Annotated in this window: 23 protein-coding genes; 11 read left to right on the forward strand and 12 right to left on the reverse strand. The window is 62.9% G+C overall.

What is annotated here, in order from left to right; genetic code table 11:
- The 5 genes from fdhF to IEV38_RS00025 form a co-directional block, all read left to right on the forward strand.
- A partial coding sequence (fdhF, locus tag IEV38_RS00005; RefSeq protein ID WP_188394130.1) for a formate dehydrogenase subunit alpha occupies positions 1–1,860 on the forward strand: 1,860 nt, incomplete at its 5' end.
- A 77-nt stretch (positions 1,861–1,937) separates the two neighbouring features.
- Positions 1,938–2,168, forward strand: coding sequence for a hypothetical protein (locus tag IEV38_RS00010; protein ID WP_188394131.1), 231 nt, complete (start codon positions 1,938–1,940; stop codon positions 2,166–2,168).
- A gap of 217 nt (positions 2,169–2,385) precedes the next feature.
- The gene (locus IEV38_RS00015; RefSeq protein WP_188394132.1) at positions 2,386–3,783 is read left to right on the forward strand and encodes a cytochrome ubiquinol oxidase subunit I; all 1,398 of its coding nucleotides are present in this window, start codon (positions 2,386–2,388) and stop codon (positions 3,781–3,783) included.
- Positions 3,784–3,804: 21 nt separating this feature from the next.
- Entirely contained in the window at positions 3,805–4,812 is a 1,008-nt protein-coding gene (gene cydB, locus IEV38_RS00020; protein WP_188394133.1) for a cytochrome d ubiquinol oxidase subunit II, read from the forward strand.
- Positions 4,812–4,955 carry a DUF2474 domain-containing protein gene (locus IEV38_RS00025; RefSeq protein WP_188394134.1) on the forward strand — a complete coding sequence of 48 codons (144 nt, stop codon included), beginning with the start codon at positions 4,812–4,814 and terminating at the stop codon, positions 4,953–4,955. Before cydB ends, IEV38_RS00025 begins: the two co-directional genes overlap by 1 nt.
- Positions 4,956–4,967: 12 nt before the next feature.
- Here the strand turns inward: IEV38_RS00025 and IEV38_RS00030 are convergent, their stop codons facing one another.
- From IEV38_RS00030 to IEV38_RS00045, 4 genes are all read right to left on the reverse strand, one after another.
- On the reverse strand, positions 4,968–6,386 hold the full coding sequence (locus tag IEV38_RS00030) for an aminotransferase-like domain-containing protein (RefSeq protein WP_188394135.1): 1,419 nt from the start codon (positions 6,384–6,386) through the stop codon (positions 4,968–4,970).
- A 173-nt stretch (positions 6,387–6,559) separates the two neighbouring features.
- Complete coding sequence (dapA, locus tag IEV38_RS00035; protein ID WP_188394136.1) at positions 6,560–7,465, reverse strand: 4-hydroxy-tetrahydrodipicolinate synthase; 906 nt, start codon at positions 7,463–7,465, stop codon at positions 6,560–6,562.
- 158 nt (positions 7,466–7,623) lie between these two features.
- Positions 7,624–8,415, reverse strand: coding sequence for a LytR/AlgR family response regulator transcription factor (locus IEV38_RS00040; RefSeq protein WP_188394137.1), 792 nt, complete (start codon positions 8,413–8,415; stop codon positions 7,624–7,626).
- Entirely contained in the window at positions 8,412–9,452 is a 1,041-nt protein-coding gene (locus IEV38_RS00045; RefSeq protein ID WP_229728473.1) for a sensor histidine kinase, read from the reverse strand. The genes IEV38_RS00040 and IEV38_RS00045 overlap by 4 nt, the downstream gene beginning before the upstream one ends.
- Before the next feature lie 110 nt (positions 9,453–9,562).
- Between IEV38_RS00045 and argH the strand changes: the two genes are divergently transcribed.
- Positions 9,563–10,957, forward strand: a complete 1,395-nt coding sequence (gene argH, locus IEV38_RS00050; protein WP_188394138.1) for an argininosuccinate lyase — start codon at positions 9,563–9,565, stop codon at positions 10,955–10,957.
- Positions 10,958–11,022: 65 nt separating this feature from the next.
- On the opposite strand, the gene pmbA is transcribed toward argH, so the two are convergent.
- Positions 11,023–12,396 carry a metalloprotease PmbA gene (pmbA, locus tag IEV38_RS00055; RefSeq protein WP_188394139.1) on the reverse strand — a complete coding sequence of 458 codons (1,374 nt, stop codon included), beginning with the start codon at positions 12,394–12,396 and terminating at the stop codon, positions 11,023–11,025.
- 83 nt (positions 12,397–12,479) lie between these two features.
- On the opposite strand from pmbA, the gene yjgA reads away from it, so the two are divergent.
- From yjgA to IEV38_RS00070, 3 genes are read left to right on the forward strand one after another with little or no spacing between them, the layout of a single operon-like run.
- The gene (gene yjgA, locus IEV38_RS00060) at positions 12,480–13,079 is read left to right on the forward strand and encodes a ribosome biogenesis factor YjgA (protein WP_188394140.1); all 600 of its coding nucleotides are present in this window, start codon (positions 12,480–12,482) and stop codon (positions 13,077–13,079) included.
- Positions 13,060–13,674, forward strand: a complete 615-nt coding sequence (gene mog / locus IEV38_RS00065; protein WP_371869806.1) for a molybdopterin adenylyltransferase — start codon at positions 13,060–13,062, stop codon at positions 13,672–13,674. The genes yjgA and mog overlap by 20 nt, the downstream gene beginning before the upstream one ends.
- 22 nt (positions 13,675–13,696) lie before the next feature.
- Positions 13,697–14,359, forward strand: a complete 663-nt coding sequence (locus tag IEV38_RS00070; RefSeq protein ID WP_188394142.1) for an alpha/beta hydrolase — start codon at positions 13,697–13,699, stop codon at positions 14,357–14,359.
- 52 nt (positions 14,360–14,411) lie between these two features.
- Here the strand turns inward: IEV38_RS00070 and IEV38_RS00075 are convergent, their stop codons facing one another.
- The 4 genes from IEV38_RS00075 to IEV38_RS00090 all read right to left on the reverse strand — a co-directional run bounded on the left by IEV38_RS00075 (position 14,412) and on the right by IEV38_RS00090 (position 18,151).
- Positions 14,412–15,821, reverse strand: coding sequence for an ATP-binding protein (locus IEV38_RS00075; protein ID WP_188394143.1), 1,410 nt, complete (start codon positions 15,819–15,821; stop codon positions 14,412–14,414).
- Complete coding sequence (locus IEV38_RS00080; RefSeq protein ID WP_188394144.1) at positions 15,790–16,476, reverse strand: response regulator transcription factor; 687 nt, start codon at positions 16,474–16,476, stop codon at positions 15,790–15,792. Before IEV38_RS00080 ends, IEV38_RS00075 begins: the two co-directional genes overlap by 32 nt.
- Entirely contained in the window at positions 16,476–17,294 is an 819-nt protein-coding gene (locus IEV38_RS00085) for a MipA/OmpV family protein (protein ID WP_229728474.1), read from the reverse strand. The genes IEV38_RS00080 and IEV38_RS00085 overlap by 1 nt, the downstream gene beginning before the upstream one ends.
- A 314-nt stretch (positions 17,295–17,608) precedes the next feature.
- Positions 17,609–18,151 (reverse strand): bactofilin family protein, encoded by a 543-nt coding sequence (locus IEV38_RS00090; protein ID WP_188394145.1) that lies wholly within the window; start codon positions 18,149–18,151, stop codon positions 17,609–17,611.
- 404 nt (positions 18,152–18,555) lie between these two features.
- On the opposite strand from IEV38_RS00090, the gene IEV38_RS00095 reads away from it, so the two are divergent.
- Together IEV38_RS00095 and IEV38_RS00100 are read left to right on the forward strand one after the other, a co-directional pair.
- Positions 18,556–19,641: a YjgN family protein gene (locus tag IEV38_RS00095; protein ID WP_188394146.1), complete on the forward strand. Its 1,086-nt coding sequence runs from the start codon at positions 18,556–18,558 to the stop codon at positions 19,639–19,641.
- A 3-nt stretch (positions 19,642–19,644) separates the two neighbouring features.
- Positions 19,645–20,634 (forward strand): M48 family metallopeptidase, encoded by a 990-nt coding sequence (locus IEV38_RS00100; RefSeq protein WP_188394147.1) that lies wholly within the window; start codon positions 19,645–19,647, stop codon positions 20,632–20,634.
- Between the two features lie 79 nt (positions 20,635–20,713).
- Here the strand turns inward: IEV38_RS00100 and IEV38_RS00105 are convergent, their stop codons facing one another.
- From IEV38_RS00105 to IEV38_RS00115, 3 genes are all read right to left on the reverse strand, one after another.
- Positions 20,714–21,289, reverse strand: a complete 576-nt coding sequence (locus IEV38_RS00105; RefSeq protein WP_188394148.1) for an elongation factor P — start codon at positions 21,287–21,289, stop codon at positions 20,714–20,716.
- Positions 21,290–21,395: 106 nt separating this feature from the next.
- Entirely contained in the window at positions 21,396–22,577 is a 1,182-nt protein-coding gene (gene earP / locus IEV38_RS00110; protein ID WP_188394149.1) for an elongation factor P maturation arginine rhamnosyltransferase EarP, read from the reverse strand.
- An 86-nt stretch (positions 22,578–22,663) separates the two neighbouring features.
- The gene (locus tag IEV38_RS00115) at positions 22,664–24,217 is read right to left on the reverse strand and encodes a DHA2 family efflux MFS transporter permease subunit (RefSeq protein WP_188394150.1); all 1,554 of its coding nucleotides are present in this window, start codon (positions 24,215–24,217) and stop codon (positions 22,664–22,666) included.

Genomic DNA, 24,217 nt, shown 5'->3' on the forward strand with positions numbered 1-24,217 from the left:
GGCGGCCTGGTGTCGTCGCGCTGCACCAACGAGGAAGGCTATCTGGTGCAGAAGCTGGTGCGTGCTGCCTTCGGCAACAACAACGTCGACACCTGCGCACGCGTGTGCCACTCGCCAACGGGGTATGGACTGAAGGTCACGCTCGGCGAATCCGCGGGCACCCAGACCTTCAAGTCGGTGGAAAAGGCCGACGTCATCATGATCATGGGCGCCAATCCGACCGATGCCCACCCGGTGGTCGGCTCGCAGATCAAGCGCCGCATCCGCCATGGCGCCAGACTGATCGTCGTCGATCCGCGCTCGATCCAGCTCGTCAGCACCGCGCACGTGAAGGCCGAGCATCACCTGAAGCTCAGGCCCGGCAGCAACGTGGCGATCATCAATGCGATGGCGCACGTGATCGTGACGGAGAACCTGCACAAGCCGGATTTCATCAAGGAACGCTGCGACGTCGATTCCTTCAACGAGTGGCTGGATTTCATCTCGGCGCACGAGAATTCGCCCGAGGCGCTCGAAATGTTCACCGGCGTGCCGGCCGCGGACGTGCGCGCTGCGGCAAAGCTCTATGCTACCGGCGGCAATGCGACGATCTACTACGGCCTCGGTGTGACCGAGCACGCACAGGGTTCGACCACCGTGATCGGCATCGCCAACCTCGCAATGCTGACCGGCAACGTGGGCCGCGAGGGCGTGGGCCTGAACCCGCTGCGCGGCCAGAACAACGTGCAGGGTTCGTGCGACATGGGCGCCTTCCCGCACGAGCTGCCGGGCTACCGTCACGTGTCCGACTCGATCACGCGCGCGCAGTTCGAGGCGGTCTGGAACTGCACGCTCGATCCGGAACCGGGCCTGCGCATTCCCAACATGTTCGACGAAGCCATCCAGGGCGACTTCAAGGGGCTCTATTGCCAGGGCGAGGACGTGGTGCAGTCCGATCCGAACACGCAGCACACGACGGCCGCGCTGGAAGCGATGGAATGCGTGATCGTGCAGGACATCTTCCTGAACGAAACCGCCAAGTATGCGCACGTGTTCCTGCCGGGCTCTTCCTTCCTCGAGAAGGACGGCACCTTCACCAACGCCGAACGCCGCGTCTCGCGCGTGCGCAAGGTCATGCCGCCGCGCGCCGGCTATTCGGACTGGGAAGTCACGCAACTGCTGGCGAATGCGCTCGGCTATCCGATGCGGTACAAGCATCCGCGCGAGATCATGGACGAAATTGCCGCGCTGACGCCGACCTTCGCCGGCATCAGCTTCAAGCGCATCGACGAGCTTGGCGGCGGCATCCAGTGGCCGTGCAACGAGGAAGCGCCGGAAGGCACGCCGATGATGCACGTCGACGCATTCGTGCGCGGCAAGGGCCGCTTCATCCCGACCAAGTACTACGGCAGCGGCGAAAAGGTGACACGCAAGTACCCGCTGATCCTGACCACCGGCCGCATCCTGTCGCAGTACAACGTCGGCGCGCAAACCCGCCGCACCTTCAACAACATGTGGCACAGCGAGGATCGCCTGGAAATTCATCCGGACGATGCGGCCGAGCGCGGCATCAGGCAGGACGACTGGGTCGGCATCCAGTCGCGCGCCGGCGAATCGGTGCTGCGCGCCGAGGTCACCGAGCGCGTGCAGCCGGGCGTGGTCTACACCACCTTCCACTTCCCGGAATCGGGCGCCAACGTGATCACGACCAGTTCGTCCGACTGGGCCACCAACTGCCCAGAGTACAAGGTGACCGCGGTGCAGGTGATGCCGGTCAGCCAGCCATCCGACTGGCAGCGCTCCTACCTGCGCTTCAATACGCAGCAGGAACGTCTTGCGACGACCGACCGGCTGCCGCAGGAAACCGCCGCAACGAAGTAGCCCGCAGGCGATGACGCGCTCCGTGCGGGCGCGTCATCGCCGACTGCCCTTTCCCCCGCACCGATTGGGATCCTGCCATGGCGACCTTCCTGTTCCACCGCGAAACCCGTATCGTCACGCTCGGCAAGGGCGAGTACGTGCTCGACCACTGCCTGACGGACGACATCGCCCTGATCCGCGATCCGCTCGGCTGGTGGGTCTGCATCATCGGCGACGACCACAACGCGCTGCGCTGCGATACCTGCTCGCCCACGCACGAGGCCGCCCTGAAGATCGCGCGTTCGCTGGCGGATTACTGCATGGCGTGACGGCCTCCACCCTTCACCGCACCATCCGATGAGACGAACAGGCCGGCGCTGGTGCAGCCACCGGCCGCGGCCCTGCACCCGCTGCCGGTCTTGCCGCCCTGCCAACTGATCCGACTGTTCTGATACGTTTTTACCGTCGTTCCTGATTCTGTATTGTCCAGTGCTTCCGGCCCATCATGGATGCACCTCCAAAGACCTCCAGCATCGGGGAAACACCATGTTCGGCCTCACCGCACTCGAACTCGCGCGCATCCAGTTCGGCTTCACCATCTCCTTTCACATCATCTTCCCCGCCATCACGATCGGCCTTGCCAGCTATCTGGCGGTGCTCGAAGGCTGCTGGCTGCGCACCGGCAATCCCGTGTATCGCCAGCTGTATCACTTCTGGTCGAAGATCTTCGCGGTCAACTTCGGCATGGGCGTGGTATCGGGACTGGTCATGGCCTACCAGTTCGGCACCCACTGGAGCTTCTTCTCCGACTTTGCCGGCAGCGTGACCGGCCCGCTGCTGGCCTACGAGGTGCTGACCGCCTTCTTTCTCGAAGCCGGCTTTCTGGGCGTCATGCTGTTCGGCTGGAACCGCGTCGGTCCCGGCCTGCACTTCTTCTCCACCGTCATGGTCGCGCTCGGCACGCTGATTTCGGCGACCTGGATTCTGGCATCCAACAGCTGGATGCAAACGCCGCAGGGCATAGAGATCATCGACGGGCGCGTGGTGCCGGTGGACTGGTTTGCGGTGATCTTCAATCCGTCGTTCCCGTACCGCCTGCTGCACATGAGCGTGGCCGCCTTTCTCGCCACCGCGCTGATGGTCGCGGCATCCGCCGCCTGGCATCTGCGCCGGCACAACGATTCGCCGGCGATCCGCAAGATGCTGTCGATGAGCCTGTGGATGATCGTGGTGGTCGCGCCGTTGCAGGCCGTGATCGGCGATTTCCACGGCCTCAATACGCTCGCGCATCAGCCGGCCAAGCTGGCCGCCATCGAAGGCCACTGGGAGAACAGGCCCGGCGAATCGGTGCCGCTGGTAGCCTTCGCGCTGCCGCACATGCAGCGCGAGGAAAACCGCTATGCGATCGAGATTCCGCACCTGGCCAGCCTGATACTGACGCACAGCCTCGACGGCCAGATTCCGGCGCTCAAGGAATTCGCGCCACGCGACCGCCCCAACGTGCCGGTCGTGTTCTGGTCGTTCCGCGTAATGGCCGGCCTCGGCACGCTGATGATCGCGCTCGGCGCATGGAGCCTGTGGCTGCGCTGGCGCGGTCGCCTGCTGCAGTCGCCCGCCTTCCTGCGCTTTGCGATGTGGATGGGACCGTCGGGACTGATCGCCATCCTCGCCGGCTGGTACACCACCGAAATCGGCCGCCAGCCGTGGACCGTCTACGGCCTGATGCGTACCGAGGATGCCGTGTCATCGCACGGCGCCAGCGAGCTTGGCGTCATGCTGCTCGTGTTCGTCGCGGTCTACGTGCTGGTGTTCGGCACCGGCATCCGCTATCTGCTGCGGCTGATCCGCAAGGGTCCCGAGGCGGCGCATGGCGTCGAAGGCGGTCCCGGCCACGACAGGCAGCCCATGCGTCCACTGTCGGCCGCTACAGAACGATTCGATTGACTTTCATCCTCAGGAAATATCATGGGCATCGACCTTCCGCTGATCTGGGCCGTCATCATCCTGTTCGGCATCATGATGTACGTCTTCATGGACGGCTTCGACCTCGGGATCGGGCTGCTCTATCCGCTGTTCCCGGACAAGATAGAGCGCGACGTCATGATGAACACGGTGGCGCCGGTCTGGGACGGCAACGAAACCTGGCTGGTGCTCGGCGGCGCCGGGCTGCTGGCGGCGTTCCCGCTGGCCTATGCGGTGATTCTTTCCGCGCTGTACATCCCGCTGACGCTGATGCTGATCGGCCTGATCTTCCGCGGCGTGGCCTTCGAATTCCGCTTCAAGGCGCGCGATCACGAGCGCCACTGGTGGGACAAGGCATTCTTCCTCGGCTCGCTGACGGCGACCTTCTTCCAGGGCGTTGCGCTCGGTGCCTATGTGCAGGGCATCCCGGTCGTCGCCCGCAGTTATGCGGGCGGCACCTTCGACTGGATCAGTCCGTTCTCGCTGTTCACCGGCCTCGGACTGGTGGCAGGCTACGCCCTGCTCGGCAGCAGCTGGCTGATCATGAAGACCGAAGGCCGGCTGCAACTGCATGCCTCGTTGCTGACCAGCCGCCTGCTGTGGGTGTTGCTGCTGTTCATCGCCGGCATCAGCCTGTGGACGCCGCTGATCGACGTGCAGATCGGCGACCGCTGGCTGTCGCTGCCGGGCCTCCTGCTGTTTGCGCCGGTGCCGCTGCTGGTCGTATTGACGGCGTGGATCATGCTGCGCGCATTGCGGCAGGGCCGCCAGCACGCCCCCTTCGTCTGTACGCTGGCACTGTTCTTCCTGGCCTACAGCGGACTCGGCATCAGCCTGTGGCCCAACATCGTGCCGCTGTCGATCACCATTGCCGAAGCCTCGGCGCCGCCGCAGAGCCAGGGCTTCGCGCTGGTCGGCGCGCTGCTGATCATTCCGGTGATCCTGATGTACACGGTGTGGTCGTATTACGTGTTCCGCGGCAAGGTGTCGCAGCATGAGGCTTATCACTGATGGACGAGCAACGCGAACACGCGCATAGCTGGTGGATCAGGCTGGCCTGGCTGGTCTGGATCTGGGCTGCCAGCGTCGGCGCACTGGCAGTGGCGGCCTTTGCGATGAAGGCGTTGATGCGCGCCGCCGGCATGAGCAACTGACGGCAACATCACCTATGCGCACTGCGCGCGCACGATGCGTCCCAAGGATTGCAGCGCGCCTTCCATGCGTTCGTCCCACGGGTGTCCGTAATTGAGACGCAGGCAGTTGGCGAACTCGCGCTTGGCCGAGAACATCGGTCCGGGCGCCACGCTGATGCCCAGCGACAGCGCCTGCCGATGCAGCGCCAGCGTATCGACTTCATGCGGCAGCTCCATCCACAGGAAATAGCCGCCGGTCGGCCGCGTGACACGCGTGCCGGTCGGAAAATGCTTGAGCACGCTCTGCATCATCATGCCCTGCTGCAGCGACAATGCATGACGCAGTTGCCGCAGATGGCTGTCGAAACCGCCCTTGGCGAGAAACTCGGCAATCGCCGCCTGCGCCGGTGCCGATGCCGACAGCGAGATCGCGAGCTTCTGGCGAATCACCTGCTCGGTGAAGCGTCCCGGCGCCACCCAGCCGACGCGGTAGCCAGGCGCCAGGCATTTGGAAAACGACGAGCAGTGCATGACCAGGCCCTTGGTGTCGAAAGCCTTGGCCGGCAGCGGCCGCGTACCGTTGAAGTAAAGCTCCGCATAGACGTCGTCCTCGATTAGCGGCACCTCGTGCGCCGCCAACAGTGCCACCAGTTCGCGCTTCTTGTATTCGGGCATCAGGCATCCGAGCGGATTCTGGAAGTTCGTCATCAGCCAGCACGCCTTGGGACGATGGCGTTCCAGCGCCTCGGCCAGCGCGCCCAGGTCGATGCCCTCGCGCGGATGCGTGGGCACCTCGATCGCCTGCAGACCCATTCTTTCCAGCGCCTGCAGCGCGCCGTAGAAAGCGGGCGATTCGACCAGCACCGTATCGCCGGGCCGCGTGACGGCCATCAGGCACAGGTTCAGTGCTTCCAGCGCGCCGTTGGTGACGACGATGTCGTCGGTATGCACATGGAAGCCATCCATCAGGTAGCGCATCGCGATCTGGCGCCGCAGGTTGGCGTTGCCCGGCGTGATGTCGTCGACCGCGTTCCACGGATTCATCTGCTGCATCGCCTTGTTCATCGCGCGGCCGAGCCGGCTCCACGGGAACAGCACCGGGCTCGGAAAGGCGGAACCCAGCGGTACCACGTCATGCTGCTTGCTGGACTTGAGTATCTCGACGATGAGGTCGCTGACGTCGACCACGGTCGTGTCGCCAAGCGGCCGTTTCACCGCTTCCGGCTCGGGCGGAAAGGCCTTGAGGCCGGCGATCACGTAATAACCGGAGCGCTCGCGCGCCTGGATCAGGCCGCGTGCCTCGAGCAGGTAATAGGCCTGGAACACGGTGGAAGGACTGACGCCGCGATGGGCGCTGGTTTCGCGGATGGAGGCGAGGCGGTCGCCGAGCTTCAGCACACCGGACTGGATGGATTGCGCGATTTCCTCTGCCAGCGCTTCGTAGCGTTTCATGGACGGTTCGGCCTCGTGGGGATGGAAGCATTGTCGGGCGAAACCGCCGCGCACGCTTGATGCATTCCAGTCTGCAAGAACCGTACAGTACAGAAAAGAAGCAGATGCGCAAGAAAAAACAGAGCAGACGCGGCAGATCATCGCCACCGATCGGTGCTGCTCTCCATCTGTCTTTACACCGGCAGCAGGTCCTCGCGCGCCGCCAGCACGGCCTGCCAGACCTGCGCGTGATGGCGCGGATCGAGTTCGCACAACGGCAGGCGGTAGGCTTCCTGCAGACGTCCCATGCGCGCCAGCACCCACTTGACCGGGATCGGATTGGATTCGACGAACAGGGCGCGGTTGAGCCAGGCCAGCGAATCGTCCAGCCGGCGCACGGCGGCGGCATCGCCCGCGCGCGCAGCATCGCACAGCGCCTTCATGCGCGCCGGCAGGACGTTGGCCGTGACCGAGATGTTGCCGGCAGCGCCCGCCAGCATCAATGCCGCCGCCGTCGCATCGTCACCGCTGTAGAGTGGGAACGACGCCGGCAGCGCGCGCAGCAGGAAGGTGCCGCGCGCGATGTTGCCGGTGGCGTCCTTGATGCCGGCGATCCCCGGCACTTGCGCCAGCTTCAGCACGCTGTCGTGTTCCAGATCGGCCACGGTGCGGCCCGGCACGTTGTACAGGATCAGCGGCAGATCGACCGTCTCGGCGATCTTGCGGTAATGGCGGATCATGCCTTCCTGCGTCGGCTTGTTGTAGTACGGAACCACCGACAGGCTGGCGTCGGCGCCAACGTGGCGCGCGTATTCGCTCAGTTCGATCGCCTCGGCGGTCGAATTGCCGCCGGTACCTGCGATCACCGGCACGCGGCCAGCGGCCTGCTCGACCGCGATGCGGATCAGGTGGCAGTGCTCTTCCATGTCCAGCGTGGCCGACTCGCCGGTGGTACCGACCACCGAAATGGCATCCGTGCCCTGTTCCACGTGCCAGTCGATCAGGGCGCGATAGGCGTCGAGGTCGATGCCGCCGTCCGGCGTCATCGGCGTGACCAGCGCCACGATGCTGCCCGCAATCGCGCCGCCGCTTCTGCTCATGCCCGCTTGCCGGGGCAGATCGTATGCATGCATGTCCGTTTGTTCCATTCGTTCGGGGAAAACAGACAGTACGCCGGGCCGCGCGCGAAAGGCAGCATCAGACAGAGAGGGATTTCGATATCACATGGCCGCAGGTTTCCTGCAGCCTGGAGCGTGTATCAGCGCACGATGCCCTTCACCAGCGGCCACTGGCGGCGCGAAATCGGCAGCCGGTCGTCGATGCCGCGCAGGATCACCTGCCACGATTCCTGCGCGCGTTCGCCATCGCTGTCGGCATCCACCGCCTGCATGCCGCGCTCTACGCCAAGGATCGCCTCCCGCGCCACCAGTGCGTTGCGATGCACGCGAATGAACTGCATGGGGAATTCCTGCTCCAGCGATGACAGCGATCCTTCGAGCAGATACTCGCGTTCGCGCGTGCGCAGCGTGACGTATTTGGCTTCCGCCTTGAGGTAAAGCACGTCGGTCACCGGCACCAGCAGCAGCCGGCCGCGCTCCTGGATCGAAAAGTGACGGCGCGCGCCATGCAGGTTCGCCATGGCCTGATCGATCTCCTGCTTTCTGCCGTGCCCGCTGGCACGCAGCAGCACGGCTCTCGCAATCGCCTCGGCCAGCCGCGCGGCACGTACCGGCTTGAGCAGGTAGTCAATGGCCTGCACCTCGAACGCCTTCAACGCATATTCGTCAAAAGCGGTCACGAAGATGACGACCGGTGCATCCTCTCTGCGCATCAGATGCGAAGCCATTTCCACGCCCGTCATGCCGGGCATCTGCACGTCGAGCAGCACGATATCGGGCCGCAACTCGGCAATGCGCTGCATGGCCTGATCGGCGTGCTCTGCCTCGCCGACCAGCAGATGCGGGCATCCGGCCGCGATGTCCGACAGCAAGGTAACCAGACGTGCCCGTGCCGGCGCTTCGTCATCGACGATGAAAATACGCGGAATCATGGCTCTCCTTTCCGGTATGGCAACATCAGGCGCAGCGTGAATTCGCCCGCCTCCGTGCTCGTCGCCAACTCGGCTTCGACATCGTAGAACAGTGCCAGGCGCTCGCGAATATTGGCCAATGCCATCTGATTGCCGGCCGATACGGTATTGGCGTGATAGGGATTGGCGATGACGATCTCGATGCGATCGCGCACGCGCACCACACGAATACCGATCACTGCCCGCCGCGGCGATGGTTCGACGCCGTAGTGCACGGCGTTTTCCAGCAACGGCTGCAGCAGCAGGGCCGGCACCATCGCCTTCTGCAGCGTGTCGCCGGGAATGCCGTCGAGATTCCATTCGACCTGCAGCCGGTCGCCGAGCCTGACCTTTTCGATGGAAAGATACTGCATGCCGATGCGCACTTCGTTGCCGAGCGTGGTCACATCACGCGCGTCGCGCATCAGGATGCGGAACAGATCGGCCAGGTCTTCCAGCGTGCTTTCCGCGCGGCGCGGCTCGGTGCGGATCAGAGACAGCACCGCATTGAGGCTGTTGAACAGGAAGTGCGGCCGTATGCGCGCCTGCAAGGCCTGCAGACGCGCCTCGGCCAGCGCCGGCGAAAAGGCGCGCGTGCGCAGTTCGAAATAATGCTGCAGTACGAAGCCGAACAACGCGCCGCATGCCATGCCCTCGGAAGCCGACACGCGCGTCAGGCTGAACGTTGCGTCACTCAGCACATAGTGAATGATCAGGCCGGTGACGGCTGCCGGCACCAGCGCGCAGATGATGCGCTGCGCCCACGGCGGCATGGTGCGCACCAGCCGGCGTACTCCGCACAACGCAAACAGCGACGACAGGCAGGCTGACTCGACCAGCATGGATGCCTCGACGAAAGCCATCAGCGCGTTCTGCCATCCTTCCACCGTGAACAGCGTGACCACCAGAACCACGCCGTTGACGAACAGCAGCGACCTGACCATGATGCCGATATTGCAACAGTCCGGAATCACGTTCTCTATCAAAGGGACAGGAGCGGAATCGGACGGGCGCAGCATGTGGGCAATCGCAGGTTCAAAGAGAGCGTCGGTCGCGGCAAGGCATGGATTGGTGTACGGCCTTGCCGTCCTGCCTTGTTCTATAATCGCGTATTCATCAGGAAACGATCATGACAGCACAACTCTCCAAAAAAAGCGAGGCCTGGTCGGCCCGTTTCAACGAACCGGTCTCTGACCTGGTCAAGCGCTACACGGCGTCGGTGTTCTTCGACAAGCGCCTGGCCGAGGTCGATATCCAGGGTTCGCTCGCGCATGCGGAGATGCTGGCGCATCAGAATATCATCAGTGCGGAAGACCATACCGAAATCCGGCGCGGCATGATGCAGATTCAGGACGAGATCGCCGCCGGCACCTTCGAATGGCTGCTCGACCTGGAAGACGTCCACCTGAACATCGAGAAGCGCCTGACGGAGCTGGTCGGCGATGCCGGCAAGCGCCTGCACACCGGCCGCTCGCGCAACGACCAGGTCGCGACCGACATCCGCCTCTACCTGCGCGGCGAGATCGACAACATCGTCGGCCTGCTGCGCGAGCTGCGCCTGGCGCTGCTGGACCTGGCCGAGCAGCATGCCGATACCATCCTTCCCGGTTTCACCCACCTGCAGGTGGCGCAGCCGATCACCTTCGGTCACCACATGCTGGCCTATGTCGAAATGTTCGGCCGCGATGCCGAGCGCATGCTCGATGCACGCAAGCGCGTCAATCGCCTGCCGCTGGGCGCCGCCGCACTGGCCGGCACCACCTTCGCCATCGACCGCGAACGCGTGGCGAAGACGCTCGGCTTCGAGGACGTCTGCCACAACTCGCTGGACGCCGTCTCCGACCGCGACTTCGCGATCGAATTCTGCGCCGCCGCCGCATTGGTCATGACGCACGTCTCGCGCATGTCGGAAGAACTCGTGCTGTGGATGAGCCCGCGCGTCGGCTTCATCGACATCGCCGACCGCTTCTGCACCGGCTCGTCGATCATGCCGCAGAAGAAGAACCCGGACGTGCCCGAACTCGCGCGCGGCAAGACCGGCCGCGTCAACGGCCACCTGATTGCGTTGCTGACGCTGATGAAGGGCCAGCCGCTGGCCTACAACAAGGACAACCAGGAAGACAAGGAACCGCTGTTCGACACCGTCGATACGGTAACCGACACGCTGCGCATCTTCGCCGACATGGCACGCGGCATCACGGTCAAGCCGGAAGCCATGCGCGCCGCCGCGCTGCAGGGCTATGCGACGGCCACCGATCTGGCCGACTACCTGGTCAAGAAGGGCCTGCCGTTCCGCGACGCGCACGAAGCCGTCGCCCATGCAGTGCGCGTCTGTGTCGATCGCAACTGCGACCTGTCGGACTTGACGCTCGAGGAAATGCGCGCGTTCTCGACACTGATCGAGCAAGACATCTTCGACGTGCTGACGCTCGAAGGCTCGGTCGCCGCACGCGATCACGTCGGCGGCACCGCGCCACAACAGGTGCGCAAGCAGATCGCACGCGTGCGCGCACTGCTCGGCTGATACCCGCCGCAGAAACAAAAAGGCGATGCCTGTGCATCGCCCTTTTTGTTTGCCCGACCGAAAAATCAGCTACCGGCCACCGTCATGTTCTCGATCAGGATGGAGCCGGTCTGCTTGGTGCCGCGGATCAGCGTGTCGGCACCGATGCCCACGATCTGGTGGAACATTTCCTTCATGTTGCCGGCGATCGTGATTTCCTCGACCGGATACTGGATCACGCCCTTCTCGACCCAGAAGCCGGATGCGCCGCGCGAATAGTCGCCGGTCACGTAGTTCACGCCCTGGCCCATCAGTTCGGTCACCAGCAGGCCGGTATCGAGCTTGCGCAGCATCGCCTCGAAGTCGTCCGATGCCCTGGTCAGCGATGAGGTCAGCGACAGGTTGTGCGAACCGCCCGCGTTGCCGGTCGTCTTCATGCCGAGCTTGCGCGCCGAATAGGTCGAGAGGAAATAGCCCTGCACCACGCCGTCGCGCACCACGTCGCGGCGGCTGGTCTTGACACCTTCGTCATCAAAGGGCGACGAACCGACGCCGCCGATCACGTGCGGGTCCTCGACGATCTGGATGTGCGGCGCAAAGGCCTGCTTGCCGAGCGAATCGAGCAGGAAGGTCGATTTGCGATACAGCGCGCCGCCCGACACCGCCTGCACGAAGGCACCCAGCAGGCCGGCCGCCAGCGGCGCCTCGAACAGCACCGGGCACTTGCGCGTGTCGAGCTTGCGTGCGTTCAGTCTAGCCAGCGCACGATGCGCCGCGTATTCGCCGATAGCTTCCGGCCGAGCCAGTTTCTTCGGATCGCGCATCGACGAATACCAGTCGTCGCGCTGCATGTTGCCGCCCTTGCCGGCGATCGGCGCAACCGAGATCGTGTGGCGCGAATACGGATAGCCGCCGATGAAGCCGCGCGAATTGGCGGCGACGAAATGCGACTGCTGCGCATAGACGCCGGCCCCTTCGCTGTTGGTGATGCGCTTGTCGACGGCGAAGGCGGCCGCCTCGCCGCGCCGCGCGAGCTCGACCGCTTCCTCGGCCGAGATCAGCCATGGATAGCAGAGCTGCAGGTCGCGCGGATGGCGCTCCAGCGTGTCTTCGTCGGGCAGGCCGGCACAATCGTCCTCGGCCGTGAAGCGCGCGATATTGTAGGCGGCTTCGACCGTATCCTTGAGCGCCTGCTGCGAAAAGTCCGAGGTGCTGGCGTTGCCGCGGCGTATCCGGCGTCCTTCGCCCAGATAGACGGTCACGCCCATGCCCTTGTCCTTGTTTTGCTCGATCGTCTCGACGCTGCCCTTGCGCACCGAAACCGACAGGCCGCTGCCTTCGCTGATCTCGACGGCGGCATCCGACGCGCCCTTTTCCTTCGCGTAGCGCAGCACATCCTGCGCATACTGTTTCAACTGGTCCTGGGTATGGGTGAAAATCGAATCTGCAGCGTCGCTCATGGGGTGTTTTCTTCGGGAATGCCTGTAAAACAGTTATCATAGCAGTCGTTTACAGAACGGCTTTGCCGCCGCGCCAAATCATCATGCCAAACGCCAACAGAGGCTCCGTCGGTTTCAGTTCCGCCGAATTCGAACAGGAATACGAACGCCCCTCCAAATCCGAACTCAAGCGCCAGATGAGCGCCCTGCAAAAGCTCGGCGAGGAACTCGTCGAACAGCCGCGCGACCGCGTCAAGCGCGTGCCGATGCCGGAAGACGTGCGCGAGGCCATCCTCGAATGCCAGCAGATCAAGGATCACGAAGGCCGCCGCCGCCAGCTGCAGTACGTCGGCAAGAAGATGCGCACGCTGGAAGAAGACGAGATCGCCGCCATCCGCAAGGTGCTCGACAGCTGGAAAGGCGCGTCGAAGGCGGAAACCGCCACCCTACACGCGATCGAACGGCGCCGCGACAAGCTGCTGGCCGACGACAAGGCGCTCACGCAGCTACTGTCCGAACATCCGCAACTCGACGCGCAGCAACTGCGCACGCTGATCCGCAACGCACGCAAGGAACAGGCCGACAACAAGCCGCCCAAGGCCTACCGCGAGATTTTCCAGATCCTCAAGCAATTGCAGGCGCCTGCCGCTTCCGCCGCCGACGAGGACAATGACGAGATCGACGATGACGACCAACAATCCTGACGAAACGCTGAAGATCGGCCTCGTCTCGATCTCGGACCGCGCCTCGGCCGGCATCTATCAGGACGAAGGTTTGCCATCGCTGCAGGCATGGTTCACTGCCGCGCTCCACAGTCCGTGGCAAATCGAAACGCGCCTGATTCCCGACGAACGCGCGGCAATCGAACAGGCCCTGATCGAACTGGTCGATGTGGCGCGTTGCCATCTGGTCATCACCACCGGCGGCACCGGCCCGTCGCGGCGCGATGTCACGCCGGAAGCGACGCTGGCGGTCGCCACCAAGGAAATGCCGGGCTTCGGTGAACAGATGCGCCAGATCAGCCTGCAGTTCGTGCCAACCGCCATCCTGTCGCGCCAGGTCGCCGTGATCCGCGAAACCGCCGACCACGCCGCGCTGATCATGAACCTGCCGGGCCAGCCCAAGTCGATCAAGGAAACGCTGGAAGGCCTGAAGGATGCCGACGGCAAGCAGCTCGTCGGCGGCATCTTCGCTGCGGTGCCCTACTGCATCGATCTCATCGGCGGCCCCTACATCGAAACCAACGATGCCGTCTGCAAGGGCTGGCGTCCCAAGCACGCGATCCGTCCCGCAAGATAATTTTCACTTTTACGATCCGATCATGACCCTGAAAGCCGTCGAACTCCAAACCTCTCCCAACCCCACCGTTTCCATCATCTGGATGCACGGCCTCGGCGCCGACGGCAACGACTTCGTGCCCATCGTCAAGGAACTCGACCTGGCCGGCGTGCCCGGCATCCGCTTCGTGTTCCCTCACGCACCGATGCTGCCGGTGACGATCAACGGCGGCCGCATGATGCCGGCATGGTTCGACATCTGGTCCAGCGAGTTCGGCCGCGACGACGATGAAAAAACGCTGCGCGATTCGCAGGCCGACATCAACGCCCTGATCGAACGTGAAAAGGAACGCGGCATCCCGGCCGAAAGAATCCTGCTTGCCGGCTTCTCGCAAGGCTGCGCGATGACGCTGCAGACCGGCCTGCGCCATCCGGAAAAACTCGGCGGCCTGATCTGCCTGTCCGGCTATCTGCCGCTGGAGAACTCGTTCGAAGCCGAGCGCACCGAAGCGAACAAGACCACGCCGATCTATTACGGCCACGGCCGCGGCGACCAGGTGATCCCGATCACGCGTGCGCAGCAGTCGGTGGCGCTGCTGCAGAAGCTCGGCTACGACGTTGACTGGCACGAGTACAACATGCCGCACTCGGTCTGCATGGAAGAGATCGTGGATATCTCGAACTTCCTGAAGAAAGTTCTCAAGTAAGTGCGGAACGCCAGAAGTTCTTGCCGCGCCCGATGCTCGCATCGGGCGTTTTTCATTCGAGACCGGCCGAGGTGTTGTGCGTTGACGACGCGTCCGCCGCGGAATTTTCGCTCCTGACGATCTCCATCACCAGCCCCGGCGCGGCGTTGCTGGCCGACAGCTGCCAGCCATGCGCCCATGCGATTTCGCGGCAGATCGCCAATCCCAGACCGGCGCCGTGATCGCGTCTATGCGCTCCACGCCAGAAGCGCGAGAATAACAGCGGCAACTGCTCCGGCTTGACGCCCGCGCCCCAATCGCGCACGCGAATACAGTCCATGCCGATCTCGGTCCGTACTTCTGTGCCGCGTGGCGCATGCTGAATGGCGTTCTCGATCAGGTTTTTCAGCAACGTGAAGAAAGCGCCGCGATCGGCCTGCCACCGAATGCCTTTGTGCGCAGCGACGATCGTCAGCGTTACGTCCGCATCGTCGGCCAGCCGCTGCAGGAACGAAACCGCGTCGCGCACCGCTTCATGCACATCGACCTCTATGAACTGGTAACTCGCCGCTTCGCTCGCTTCGGCCAGCAGCAACAACTGCTGTACCTGGCGCGACAGGTGTTCGACGTAAGCCAGCAGCGATGGGCACATGCCCGTGTCGTCGTCCATCAGTTCCAGTTCGGTGCGCAACAACGTCAGCGGCGTCTTCAGTTCATGCGCGGCCTTGGCCAGGAATTCCTGCTGGATGCGAAAGCCCTTCTCGATCCGTTCCAGCGCATGGTTGAAACTGTCGATCAACGGGATGATCTCGGACGGCATGCCGTCCATCCGCAAGCGCTCGTCGAGCGAGCGCGGAGAAATCGCGGCAGCCGCCGCGGAAGCTTCGCGTAGCGGCCGCAGAGAATATTTCAGGCTCACGTAGGCACAGAGTCCGAACACGAACAGCAGCAAGAAACTGAAGACGATGATGCCGAGCTGGATGAAGGGCAACGCAAATTCCCGGTGCAGGAATTCGACGATGCGCGAACTCGCTGTCAACTGGATGAACCATGTTGTTCCATCCTTCACGAACGGCACGGTCGCGCCGTGATACGACTCTCCATCCAGGGTAAATTCGAAGCCGTGGCGTGCCAGACGTGCCATATCCTCGCTGTCCGGCCACGCCCGCGCACCGGATGACATGAGGACGACCTTGCCGTTTCCATCGAGCACGCGGTAAGCCGTTTCCCGGCCCAGACTGTCGTAGATCCAGAACGAATTCGCATCGCCGGCCGCCACTCCGACCGGCTGGCCGTTACTGTCGAAGAGCAGCGCTTTCGCAAGAACCAGTGCGCGATCACCCAGGTCCATTCCCGGCAGACGATCCCGGACGATGGCATTGCCCAGCACCAGCAGCGCGATACTCAACAACGCGCCGGCAACATAGGCCAGCAATATCTTGAAAGCCAGGCTATTGAACCACGTCGCTTTCCTGAAGCGCATAGCCTTGTCCTCTCAGGTTGACGATCTGCAGGCGCGAACCGATGGCGGCCAGCTTGCGACGCAGACGATGCAGGGCGACGTCCAGCGCATTGGGCGTCACCGCCTCGCTCAGGCCCCAGCCAGCGGCTTCCATCGCGCTGCGGCGCACCACCTCGCCCTGCCTGCGCACCAGCGCCAGCATGATCTGCAGTTCCGCGGGCGCCAGCGTGATGCTTTCGTCGCCGCACTGCATGGTCCCTGCATCGGGCGACAGGATCAGGTCGACATGCGCGGGGCGCAGCGGCTGGCTCGCCGACGGACGGCGCAGCAATGCGCGCACGCGCGCGACGAGTTCGCTCATCGCAAATGGCTTGGGCAGATAATCATCCGCGCCCGCATCCAATCCTTCCACCCGGTCGTGCAGCGCATCGCGCGCGGTCAGGATCAGGCAGGGAATGACGAGATTGGCCTGACGCAGCCGTTGCAGCAACAGCAGTCCGTCGCCGTCGGGCAGACCGCGATCGAGCACCAGGGCCTGATAGGGAACCTGCGCGATCGCATTCCATGCCGCTTCGCCGCGCTCCACCACGTCGGCCGCAATGCCGGCGGCGGCCAGCCCCTTGCAAATGAGGCTGGCGAGATGCGCATGATCTTCGATCAACAGTATCCGACCCATCAGAAATGGTACATATAGCCAAGGAAAACGCGGTTCTCGGTCGAGCCATCCACCAACGGGCTGTTCTTGACCTTGGAAGAAAGACGCGTGGCCTGGAGATCGAATACCACGGAGTGGTGCTTGTCGAAGCGGTAGGCGCCGTACAGGCCCACTTCGGAACTGACTCCGGATTCGCCCAGGTAGGCCGACCGTCCGGTCCGCACCTCGTCCGCCCGCACGCCGTAATAGTAATCGACGTACTTGCTGTCGTGCCAGGTCGCGACGATGCGCGGCGTGAGTGTCACGCGTTCGGTCGGCCGCCAGGTTCTGGTCGCCGCCAAGTTGAAACGCTGCCCCTTGCTGTTGCCCGACACATCATGCGTCCAGTCGGCGTGCAGATCCACCAGACCAGTCTGCCATTCGGCCCGCGCACCGGCCCAGACACCGCCCTTGCGCTTGCTCATGCCATCGAGCACCCATGCATCCTTGGCTTCATAGCCCGAACCGTCATAGCGGCCAATGAGGCCGAACTTGATCTTCTGCGTATCGCTCAGGCGCAGGCTAGGCAATTTGACTTCGCCGACGGTGCCGAAGAAACGAACATGCTCGTTCTCGAAGTGCAGCAGCGGAATCGCCATATTATCGCGGTCCGCATCGCGGTAGACCTTTTGCGTGCTGGCGACGCCAAGGCCGACTCCCCAGATCGCGACCGGCTTGAAACCAATATCCTGCGCGAAAGTCGACGATGGTACGAGAAACGCGCAGCCCAGCATGGCCGAGATGGAAAAACGCCTGACGATGGCTCGGCGCGCCGTAGGCGCACATTGTCGGGAACTCATGATTGCACTCCTGATGAGATGAAAGCTCGATCATCAGGAAGGTTCTCTTACTCATCACTTACTGAATGAAGTGCAGAAAGAAGAAAAGCGGCTGAATGCCGGCAGAAAACGGAAAGAAGGCAGGAATACCGATGCACGAGCATCGGACAGCGCATGCCGCGCATTACAGCTTGAACGGCGCATGCGGAAAAGGCGCCGCTCCGAAAGAAACGGCCCCGTACTCACATCACATGCCGCCGGCAACAGCGCGACAGACGCCACCACCGCCGGCTGTATCGGCAGAACAGCCCCGGTCGCGACAGACCGGGACGAAATCAGACGCTCTTGGCGACCGCCACCTTCGGCGGCGACGACGCGCTGCCGGTACCGACCTGTACGTCGCCCGAAAGCTGGCCGCCCTCTTCGATCACCAGGTTGCCGTAGCGGATCTTGCCCGAGACCTTGCCGGTCGCGTAGATGACCAGCTTCTGGCGCACGGTCAGGTCGCCGTCGAACTCGCCGTGGATTTCGGCGATATCGATGCCGGCGGAACCCTTGAACGAGCCTTCCTTGGCGATCTGGATCACGCGCGAATCCATGGTCGCCTCGACGAAGCCTTCGACCACCAGGGTGTCGCAATCGGTGATCTCGACGCCCTTGAGCTTGATGTTGGGACCGACGATCAGCTTGCTGCCAACTTCATTGCTGCCGGCGACCTGCTGCTGGCTGCCGTTGAACGTGCTGCTGGTGGTGTTCTTGTTGAATGCGTTGTTCGCACCCGAGGTGTTGGACAGGACCGACGAGGAGTTGGTGGTGCTCAGCGGAGGGTTGGGGGTGTTGTTTTCGCGTTTGCCAAAAAGCGTGTCGGAACGAAGCATGAAATCTCCTGGGAATAAATTTGTTCGCAATGAAGTCCGGAACCGGAATCCGGATCGCGCAAGAGGCACTGGCGTGTCGTGCGCAGCGTCATCACGGGCCTACTGTTTTTCACTCAGGCAATACAAATTCGATGCTCAAATACAATGTTGAAATATTGCATTTTTTGCACTTTGCAGAGCCATGCGGCTTTGTGCGCTACCGCACATAAAAGTTCGTCTTTGTTACATTTTTTATATAAAAATAGATAAACATTTTTCAGAACATTCTCACTGGACGCATTGACGTTTCCGGTGGGAATCGAAATGGCGGCAGCCATTTCCCCGGCCCATGTTATTGCTTGACAGACAATGCCCGGCAAGCGATGCTGCCTCACCAATAAAAACAGATCTCTCAGGGAACCATCATGGCGGATGACCTTCAGCTTTCTTCCGACTCTTCCACTCCATCCGGCGATGCGCCGCAGCGCTTTTCCTTCCACGGAACGGGTAGCGAGTACTTCCGCATCTGGATCGTCAACCTGCTGCTGTCGATCGTCACCCTCGGCATTTATTCGGCATGGGCCAAGGTCAGGCGCACCCGATACTTTTACGGCAGCACCAGCGTGGCCGGCGCCAGCTTCGAATACCACGGCAATCCGATCGCCATCCTCAAGGGCCGCATCGTCGCCTTCGTGCTGATCGTGATCTACAACCTCGCGTTCGAGATGTCCGACCTGCTCGCGCTGCTGATGATCGCGGCAGTGATGGCAGTGGCGCCATGGCTGATCTGGAAGAGCCTGCAGTTCAAGCTCTACAACTCGAGCTATCGCGGCATCCGCTTCGGTTTTCGCGGCAGGCTGGCCGACGTCTATCGTGTCTATCTGCTGTGGCCGCTGCTGTCGATGTTCACCTTCATGCTGACCGCGCCGATCGCGCACCAGCGCATGAAACAGTTCCAGCACGACGAAAGCCGCTTCGGCAGCACGCACTTTTCCTTCCATGCGACGGTCGGGCGCTTCTACATGGCCTATCTGACGGTATTCGCGATCTGGCTGGCCGGCATCGTCGCGATCTCGATTTTCTTCGGCGGCGGCATGTTCGCGCTGTTTGCCGATGCGCGCAGCGGCGGCGCGCCCAACCCGGCCGCGATGTCGGCGTTCTTCACCTTCCTGCTGGTGCTCTACGCGTGGATGTTCGTCCTGTTCCCGATCTTTGCCACCCTGCTGCAGAACCTGATCTGGAACAACACGCGCCTCGGTGAGCACCGCTTCACCTGCGACATGAAATGGCCGCGCATGGTGTTCATCACCGTGACCAACATCATCGCCATCATCTGCACGCTCGGCCTGTTCACGCCATTTGCCAGAATCCGCACGCTGAAATACCGGCTCGAATCGATGACGCTGCTGCCGTCGGGCAGCCTCGACGAATTCGTCGCGGATGCACAGGCGCAAGCTTCGGCCACCGGCGAGGGCATGGCCGATCTGCTGGACTTCGATCTTTCACTTTGACGCATGAGCATTCCGGCGCTTTACTACGATGGCAAAACCTCGCGCGCGCATCGCGTCACGCTCGATGTAAGCGACGGCACGGCGTTCATTCGCGGCGAAGCCGAACGCAGCTGCGCACTGAGTGAGCTGCGCGTGTCGGAACGCACGCGGCACGCGGGGCGCAAGGTGACGTTCCCGGACGACGCCTATCTCGAAATCCAGGATGTGCCGGCCTTCGAGGCCATGCTGGAGGAGACCGGTTTTGCCGATTCCAGCGTGGTGCGCGCGCAGCAAAGCTGGCGCGGCGCGCTGATGGCGCTGGCACTGACGGCCTTTCTGCTGGTTGCAGGTTACCTGTACGGCTTGCCGCTGGCGGCGGAAATCATTGCCAAGATCATGCCGGACCGGATCGAACGTTCGGTCAGCACCGGCCTGCTGGATTTTCTCGACAAGCGCATCCTGGCGCCAAGCGAACTGCCGCCGGCAAGGCAAGCCGCCCTGAGCGAACGTTTCGCCAGCATGACACCGCCCATGAGCGGCACGCCCGCCTACACCATCGTCTATCGCAAGAGCAGAATCGGGCCCAATGCATTTGCCCTGCCCTCCGGCGAGATCGTGATGACGGATGAACTCGTTCAGCTCATGGATAATGACGAGCAGGTGATTGCCGTGCTCGCGCACGAACTCGGCCATCTGCACGAGCGCCATCTGATGCGGCGCATCATCCAAAGTTCGGCGGTCGGCGCGGTCGTCACGCTGATCTTCGGCGATGCCTCGGCGGTGGTCGCCAACATCCCAACCGTGATGCTGGACATGCATTATTCGCGCGATGCCGAACGCGAAGCCGACGACTATGCGATGGCGATGCTGAAGGCCAACGGCATTCCGCTTGCAGAAATGGCGCACGGCTTCGACAAGCTGCAGAAGGCCGTCGGTGACGATCCCTCCGGTTCCTGGTTCTCCAGCCATCCCTCGACGCAGGAACGCATAGAGCGCATCGAAAAGGCGCGCTAGGACCAGTCGTCTTACCGCCGAGAGCATTCAGAAAAAAAAACGCTGCCATCTGGCAGCGTTTCTTGTTTCGGCAACCGGATCAGTTGCGAACAATTTTCTTGTATTCGTTGGTGCGGGTATCGATCTCGATAACGTCGCCCTGGTCGACGAACAGCGGGACCTGCACGATGTGCTGGTTGGCTTCGATCGCGTTCTCGATCTTGGCTTCCTTCAGCACGTTGCCCGAGGTGTTGCCCTTGACGGCCGGTTCCGAATAGACGACCTGGCGCGCGATGGTGGTCGGCAGTTCGACCGAGATGGCCTTGCCGTCATAAAACACGGCTTCGCATTCCATGCCGTCCTTCAGGTAGTGGATCGCGTCGCCGAGGTTTTCCTCTTCGATCTCGTACTGGTTGTATTCCTCGTCCATGAAGACGAACAGCGGATCGGCGAAGTACGAATAGGTGACCGGCTTCTTGTCGAGCACGACCACGTCGAACTTGTCGTCGCCGCGGAACACGTTTTCGAGCGGCGCGTTGGTCAGAAGATTCTTCATCTTCCACTTGTAGGTGAAACCGGTGCGGCTCGAACCGTTGACGTCGGAACGCAACACGATGAAAGGCTTGGCATCGACCATGATGATGTTGCCGACGCGGATTTCTTTTGCGAATTTCATAGGGAGGTATCGTTAAAAGGAGGGTTGCATGAACATCGTCTGCCGGCCCCTCGGTCAACACGACTGATCGAAAAGCGGTTACGAGCGGTTACGGACTAACCGCGCATTATACCGGTTTTTTGCCGTTCTCCGACCGGATACTGCGGGCAAAGCGCAACAGATTGCTCGCCAGATCGCCGTTTTCTGCCATCTGCGCCTGCCATTCCTTTGCCCGTTCGGCAATCGTCGGCAGCATCGATTGCAGCGCCGGCCATCCTTGCCGCGCACTGCCCGCACCATCACCAGCAGCGTTCCAGAACAGCGAGAACGCCGCCAGCGCGTCGATGCCATTCGCATAACGCTGCAGGAAGGCGCGCAGCTTCTTGTGGTGCAGGTTCTCGTCCTGCGGATAGATGTGCCAAACAAAGGGGCGCCTGGCCCATTGCGCGCGCACGAAGGAATCCTCGCCGCGCACGAAGTTGAAATCGCAGGCCCACAGCAAACGGTCGTAATCGGGCTGCGCGACGAAGGGCAGCACGCGCAGGGTCAAGGCACCGCGCGTGGCAACCGCGCCGGCTGCCGCCGGCCCCTGCACAAAATCCTGCACGGCCTGCGCCGCCACGCCCTCCGGCACTAGGCAGGTGATCGCCTGCGTCCCCTGCTGCCAGGCCGCAAACAGTTCCTCCACCGGCGCATGCGCATAGCAGAACAGCGATACCTTGAACGACGCGATCTGCTCCGGCGTCAAGCCGAACCGCGACAGGAAATCCGCCTGCGCCGCATCGTCCGCCTGAAACGCGTCGCGCTGCGCCTCCAGCGCCGCTTCGCGCAGCAGGCCACCGGTCTTCGCGGTAAAGCCGGGAAAGAAGAAATGCTTGGTCAAGGGCAGGCGCGGATGCATGGACGGCAGCGTATGGCAGCCTTCGACCCACTCCTCCGCCGTCAGGCCCTCGAAGTTGAGCCAGACCGGGCGCGGTTCGCATTGCGCCATCGCCTCGATGTAGCCGGGCGGAATGTCGCAGCCGAAGAACTCGATGACGATGTCGGCCACTTCGTCCGGTGCGAACGCGCCTTCCTGATCGTGCCAGTGCCGCACGGTCACGCCGGCGACGCGCTGCACGTCGGCATCGATGGCAACCTCGGGGCAGATCCGATGGAAGATGCGCAGGTCATCGACCCACAGCGTGACGGCCACGCCGTGCTCGTGATGCAGCTGCCGCGCCAGGCGCCAGCAGATGCCGATGTCGCCGTAGTTATCGACGACCTTGCAGAACAGCGCGAGGGACAGGGAATGTTGGTTGACGGACATTGGTTGGTCGAACGAAATGCGGGGCCGCGGTCAGCAACCGCAAACCCCGCATGATAGACCACCGCACCGTGGCGCGGTCAATCGCATCAGTGCGCGCCGCCCGCATCCGCCGGCGTGCCCGACTTGCTGCGCTTGGTCATCCAGATGAAGGCGATCAGGATCAGGAAAAGGATGGACGACATCCAGAACATGTCGGTCGCGCCCAGCGTACCGGCCTGCACCGACATGCCGCGATCGATGACGGCCCACGCCGCCTGTTCCGACATGCCCTGCGCCATCAGCTTCTCGACCGCCTGCGCGAAGGCAGGATTGTGCAGCCCGGTGTGCTCGGCCAGCTGCGCGTGATGCAGGATGGATCGGTTGTCCCACATGGTGGACATGACTGAGGTACCGATGCCGCCGCACATGATGCGCACGAAGTTCGACAGGCCGGCGGCCGCAGGAATCCTGTCAGGCGACAGACCCGACAGGATGATCGACGTCAGCGGAATGAAGAACATCGCCATCGCCGCGCCCTGGATCACGGTCGGCACCATCAGCGTGTAGAAATCGACGTTCTCGTTGAACTGAGCGCGCATGTGGAACACCAGCGCAAAGATCAGGAAGGCGGCCGTCGCAACCCAGCGCGCATCGACCTTGGGCAGGATCTTGCCGACCAGCGGCGACATCAGGATCGCCAGGATGCCGACCGGCGCCATCACCTTGCCGGCCTCGGTCGCGGTATAGGACAGCTCGGTCTGCAGCCACAGCGGCAGGATCACGAGGCTGCCGAAGAACAGGCCGTAGGCGACCGAGATCGCGACCACGCCGGCGCTGAAGTTGCGCCCCTTGAACAGCGACAGATCGACGATCGGATGCTTCTCGCCACTCTCCCAGATCAGGAAATAGACAAAGGCGACCACCGCCACCGCGCTCAATGCAATGATCTCGCCCGAGTGGAACCAGTCGAGTTCCTTGCCCTTGTCCAGCATCAGCTGCAGGGCGCCGACCCACACGATCAACAGCGCGAGACCGATCTTGTCGATCGGCAGCTTGCGGGTCGCCGACTCGCGCGTGCGGTAGATCGACAGCGTGGCCCAGGCCGCGAACAAGCCGATCGGGATGTTGATGTAGAAGATCCACGGCCACGTGTAGTTGTCGGAAATCCAGCCGCCAAGCAGCGGTCCCATGATGGGCGCCACCAGCGTGGTCATGCCCCAGAATGCGAGCGCCATGCCGCTTTTCTCCGGCGGATAGCTCGACAGGATCAGCGACTGCGAGAGCGGAATCATCGGCCCCGCGACCGCGCCCTGGATGATGCGTGCGGCGATCAGGATCTCGATGCTCGGTGCCAGCCCGCACAGCGCGGACGCGATCACGAACAGAATGATGGATGTAATGAACAGGCGCACCTGGCCGAAGCGCTGCGTGAGCCAGCCCGTCAGCGGCACCGAGATCGCGTTCGACACCGCGAACGAGGTGATGACCCAGGTACCCTGCTGCGGCGACACGCCGAGATCGCCAGAGATCGCCGGGATCGAGACGTTGGCGATCGACGAATCCAGCACGTTCATGAACACTGCCAGCGACAGCGCCAGCGTGCCGATCACGAGCGGCGTGCCGGACAGCGGCGGCAGCGCGGTTTGCGAGGGAGCGCTCAT

The organism is Oxalicibacterium flavum, assembly GCF_014635065.1.
Taxonomy (GTDB): Bacteria; Pseudomonadota; Gammaproteobacteria; order Burkholderiales; family Burkholderiaceae_D; genus Oxalicibacterium; species Oxalicibacterium flavum.

What these genes read in the sequence shown, in the direction of transcription:
- IEV38_RS00015 (WP_188394132.1), top strand. Translation starts at nt 2,386, where the DNA reads ATGTTCGGCCTCACCGCACTCGAACTCGCGCGCATCCAGTTCGGCTTC.
- IEV38_RS00115 (WP_188394150.1), bottom strand. Translation starts at nt 24,217, where the DNA reads ATGAGCGCTCCCTCGCAAACCGCGCTGCCGCCGCTGTCCGGCACGCCG.
- yjgA (WP_188394140.1), top strand. Translation starts at nt 12,480, where the DNA reads ATGCCAAACGCCAACAGAGGCTCCGTCGGTTTCAGTTCCGCCGAATTC.
- IEV38_RS00100 (WP_188394147.1), top strand. Translation starts at nt 19,645, where the DNA reads ATGAGCATTCCGGCGCTTTACTACGATGGCAAAACCTCGCGCGCGCAT.
- mog (WP_371869806.1), top strand. Translation starts at nt 13,060, where the DNA reads ATGACGACCAACAATCCTGACGAAACGCTGAAGATCGGCCTCGTCTCG.
- IEV38_RS00105 (WP_188394148.1), bottom strand. Translation starts at nt 21,289, where the DNA reads ATGAAATTCGCAAAAGAAATCCGCGTCGGCAACATCATCATGGTCGAT.
- IEV38_RS00045 (WP_229728473.1), bottom strand. Translation starts at nt 9,452, where the DNA reads ATGCTGCGCCCGTCCGATTCCGCTCCTGTCCCTTTGATAGAGAACGTG.
- IEV38_RS00030 (WP_188394135.1), bottom strand. Translation starts at nt 6,386, where the DNA reads ATGAAACGCTACGAAGCGCTGGCAGAGGAAATCGCGCAATCCATCCAG.
- dapA (WP_188394136.1), bottom strand. Translation starts at nt 7,465, where the DNA reads ATGAGCAGAAGCGGCGGCGCGATTGCGGGCAGCATCGTGGCGCTGGTC.
- cydB (WP_188394133.1), top strand. Translation starts at nt 3,805, where the DNA reads ATGGGCATCGACCTTCCGCTGATCTGGGCCGTCATCATCCTGTTCGGC.
- IEV38_RS00040 (WP_188394137.1), bottom strand. Translation starts at nt 8,415, where the DNA reads ATGATTCCGCGTATTTTCATCGTCGATGACGAAGCGCCGGCACGGGCA.
- IEV38_RS00010 (WP_188394131.1), top strand. Translation starts at nt 1,938, where the DNA reads ATGGCGACCTTCCTGTTCCACCGCGAAACCCGTATCGTCACGCTCGGC.
- pmbA (WP_188394139.1), bottom strand. Translation starts at nt 12,396, where the DNA reads ATGAGCGACGCTGCAGATTCGATTTTCACCCATACCCAGGACCAGTTG.
- IEV38_RS00085 (WP_229728474.1), bottom strand. Translation starts at nt 17,294, where the DNA reads ATGAGTTCCCGACAATGTGCGCCTACGGCGCGCCGAGCCATCGTCAGG.
- IEV38_RS00075 (WP_188394143.1), bottom strand. Translation starts at nt 15,821, where the DNA reads ATGCGCTTCAGGAAAGCGACGTGGTTCAATAGCCTGGCTTTCAAGATA.
- IEV38_RS00080 (WP_188394144.1), bottom strand. Translation starts at nt 16,476, where the DNA reads ATGGGTCGGATACTGTTGATCGAAGATCATGCGCATCTCGCCAGCCTC.
- argH (WP_188394138.1), top strand. Translation starts at nt 9,563, where the DNA reads ATGACAGCACAACTCTCCAAAAAAAGCGAGGCCTGGTCGGCCCGTTTC.
- earP (WP_188394149.1), bottom strand. Translation starts at nt 22,577, where the DNA reads ATGTCCGTCAACCAACATTCCCTGTCCCTCGCGCTGTTCTGCAAGGTC.
- IEV38_RS00070 (WP_188394142.1), top strand. Translation starts at nt 13,697, where the DNA reads ATGACCCTGAAAGCCGTCGAACTCCAAACCTCTCCCAACCCCACCGTT.
- IEV38_RS00025 (WP_188394134.1), top strand. Translation starts at nt 4,812, where the DNA reads ATGGACGAGCAACGCGAACACGCGCATAGCTGGTGGATCAGGCTGGCC.
- IEV38_RS00090 (WP_188394145.1), bottom strand. Translation starts at nt 18,151, where the DNA reads ATGCTTCGTTCCGACACGCTTTTTGGCAAACGCGAAAACAACACCCCC.
- IEV38_RS00095 (WP_188394146.1), top strand. Translation starts at nt 18,556, where the DNA reads ATGGCGGATGACCTTCAGCTTTCTTCCGACTCTTCCACTCCATCCGGC.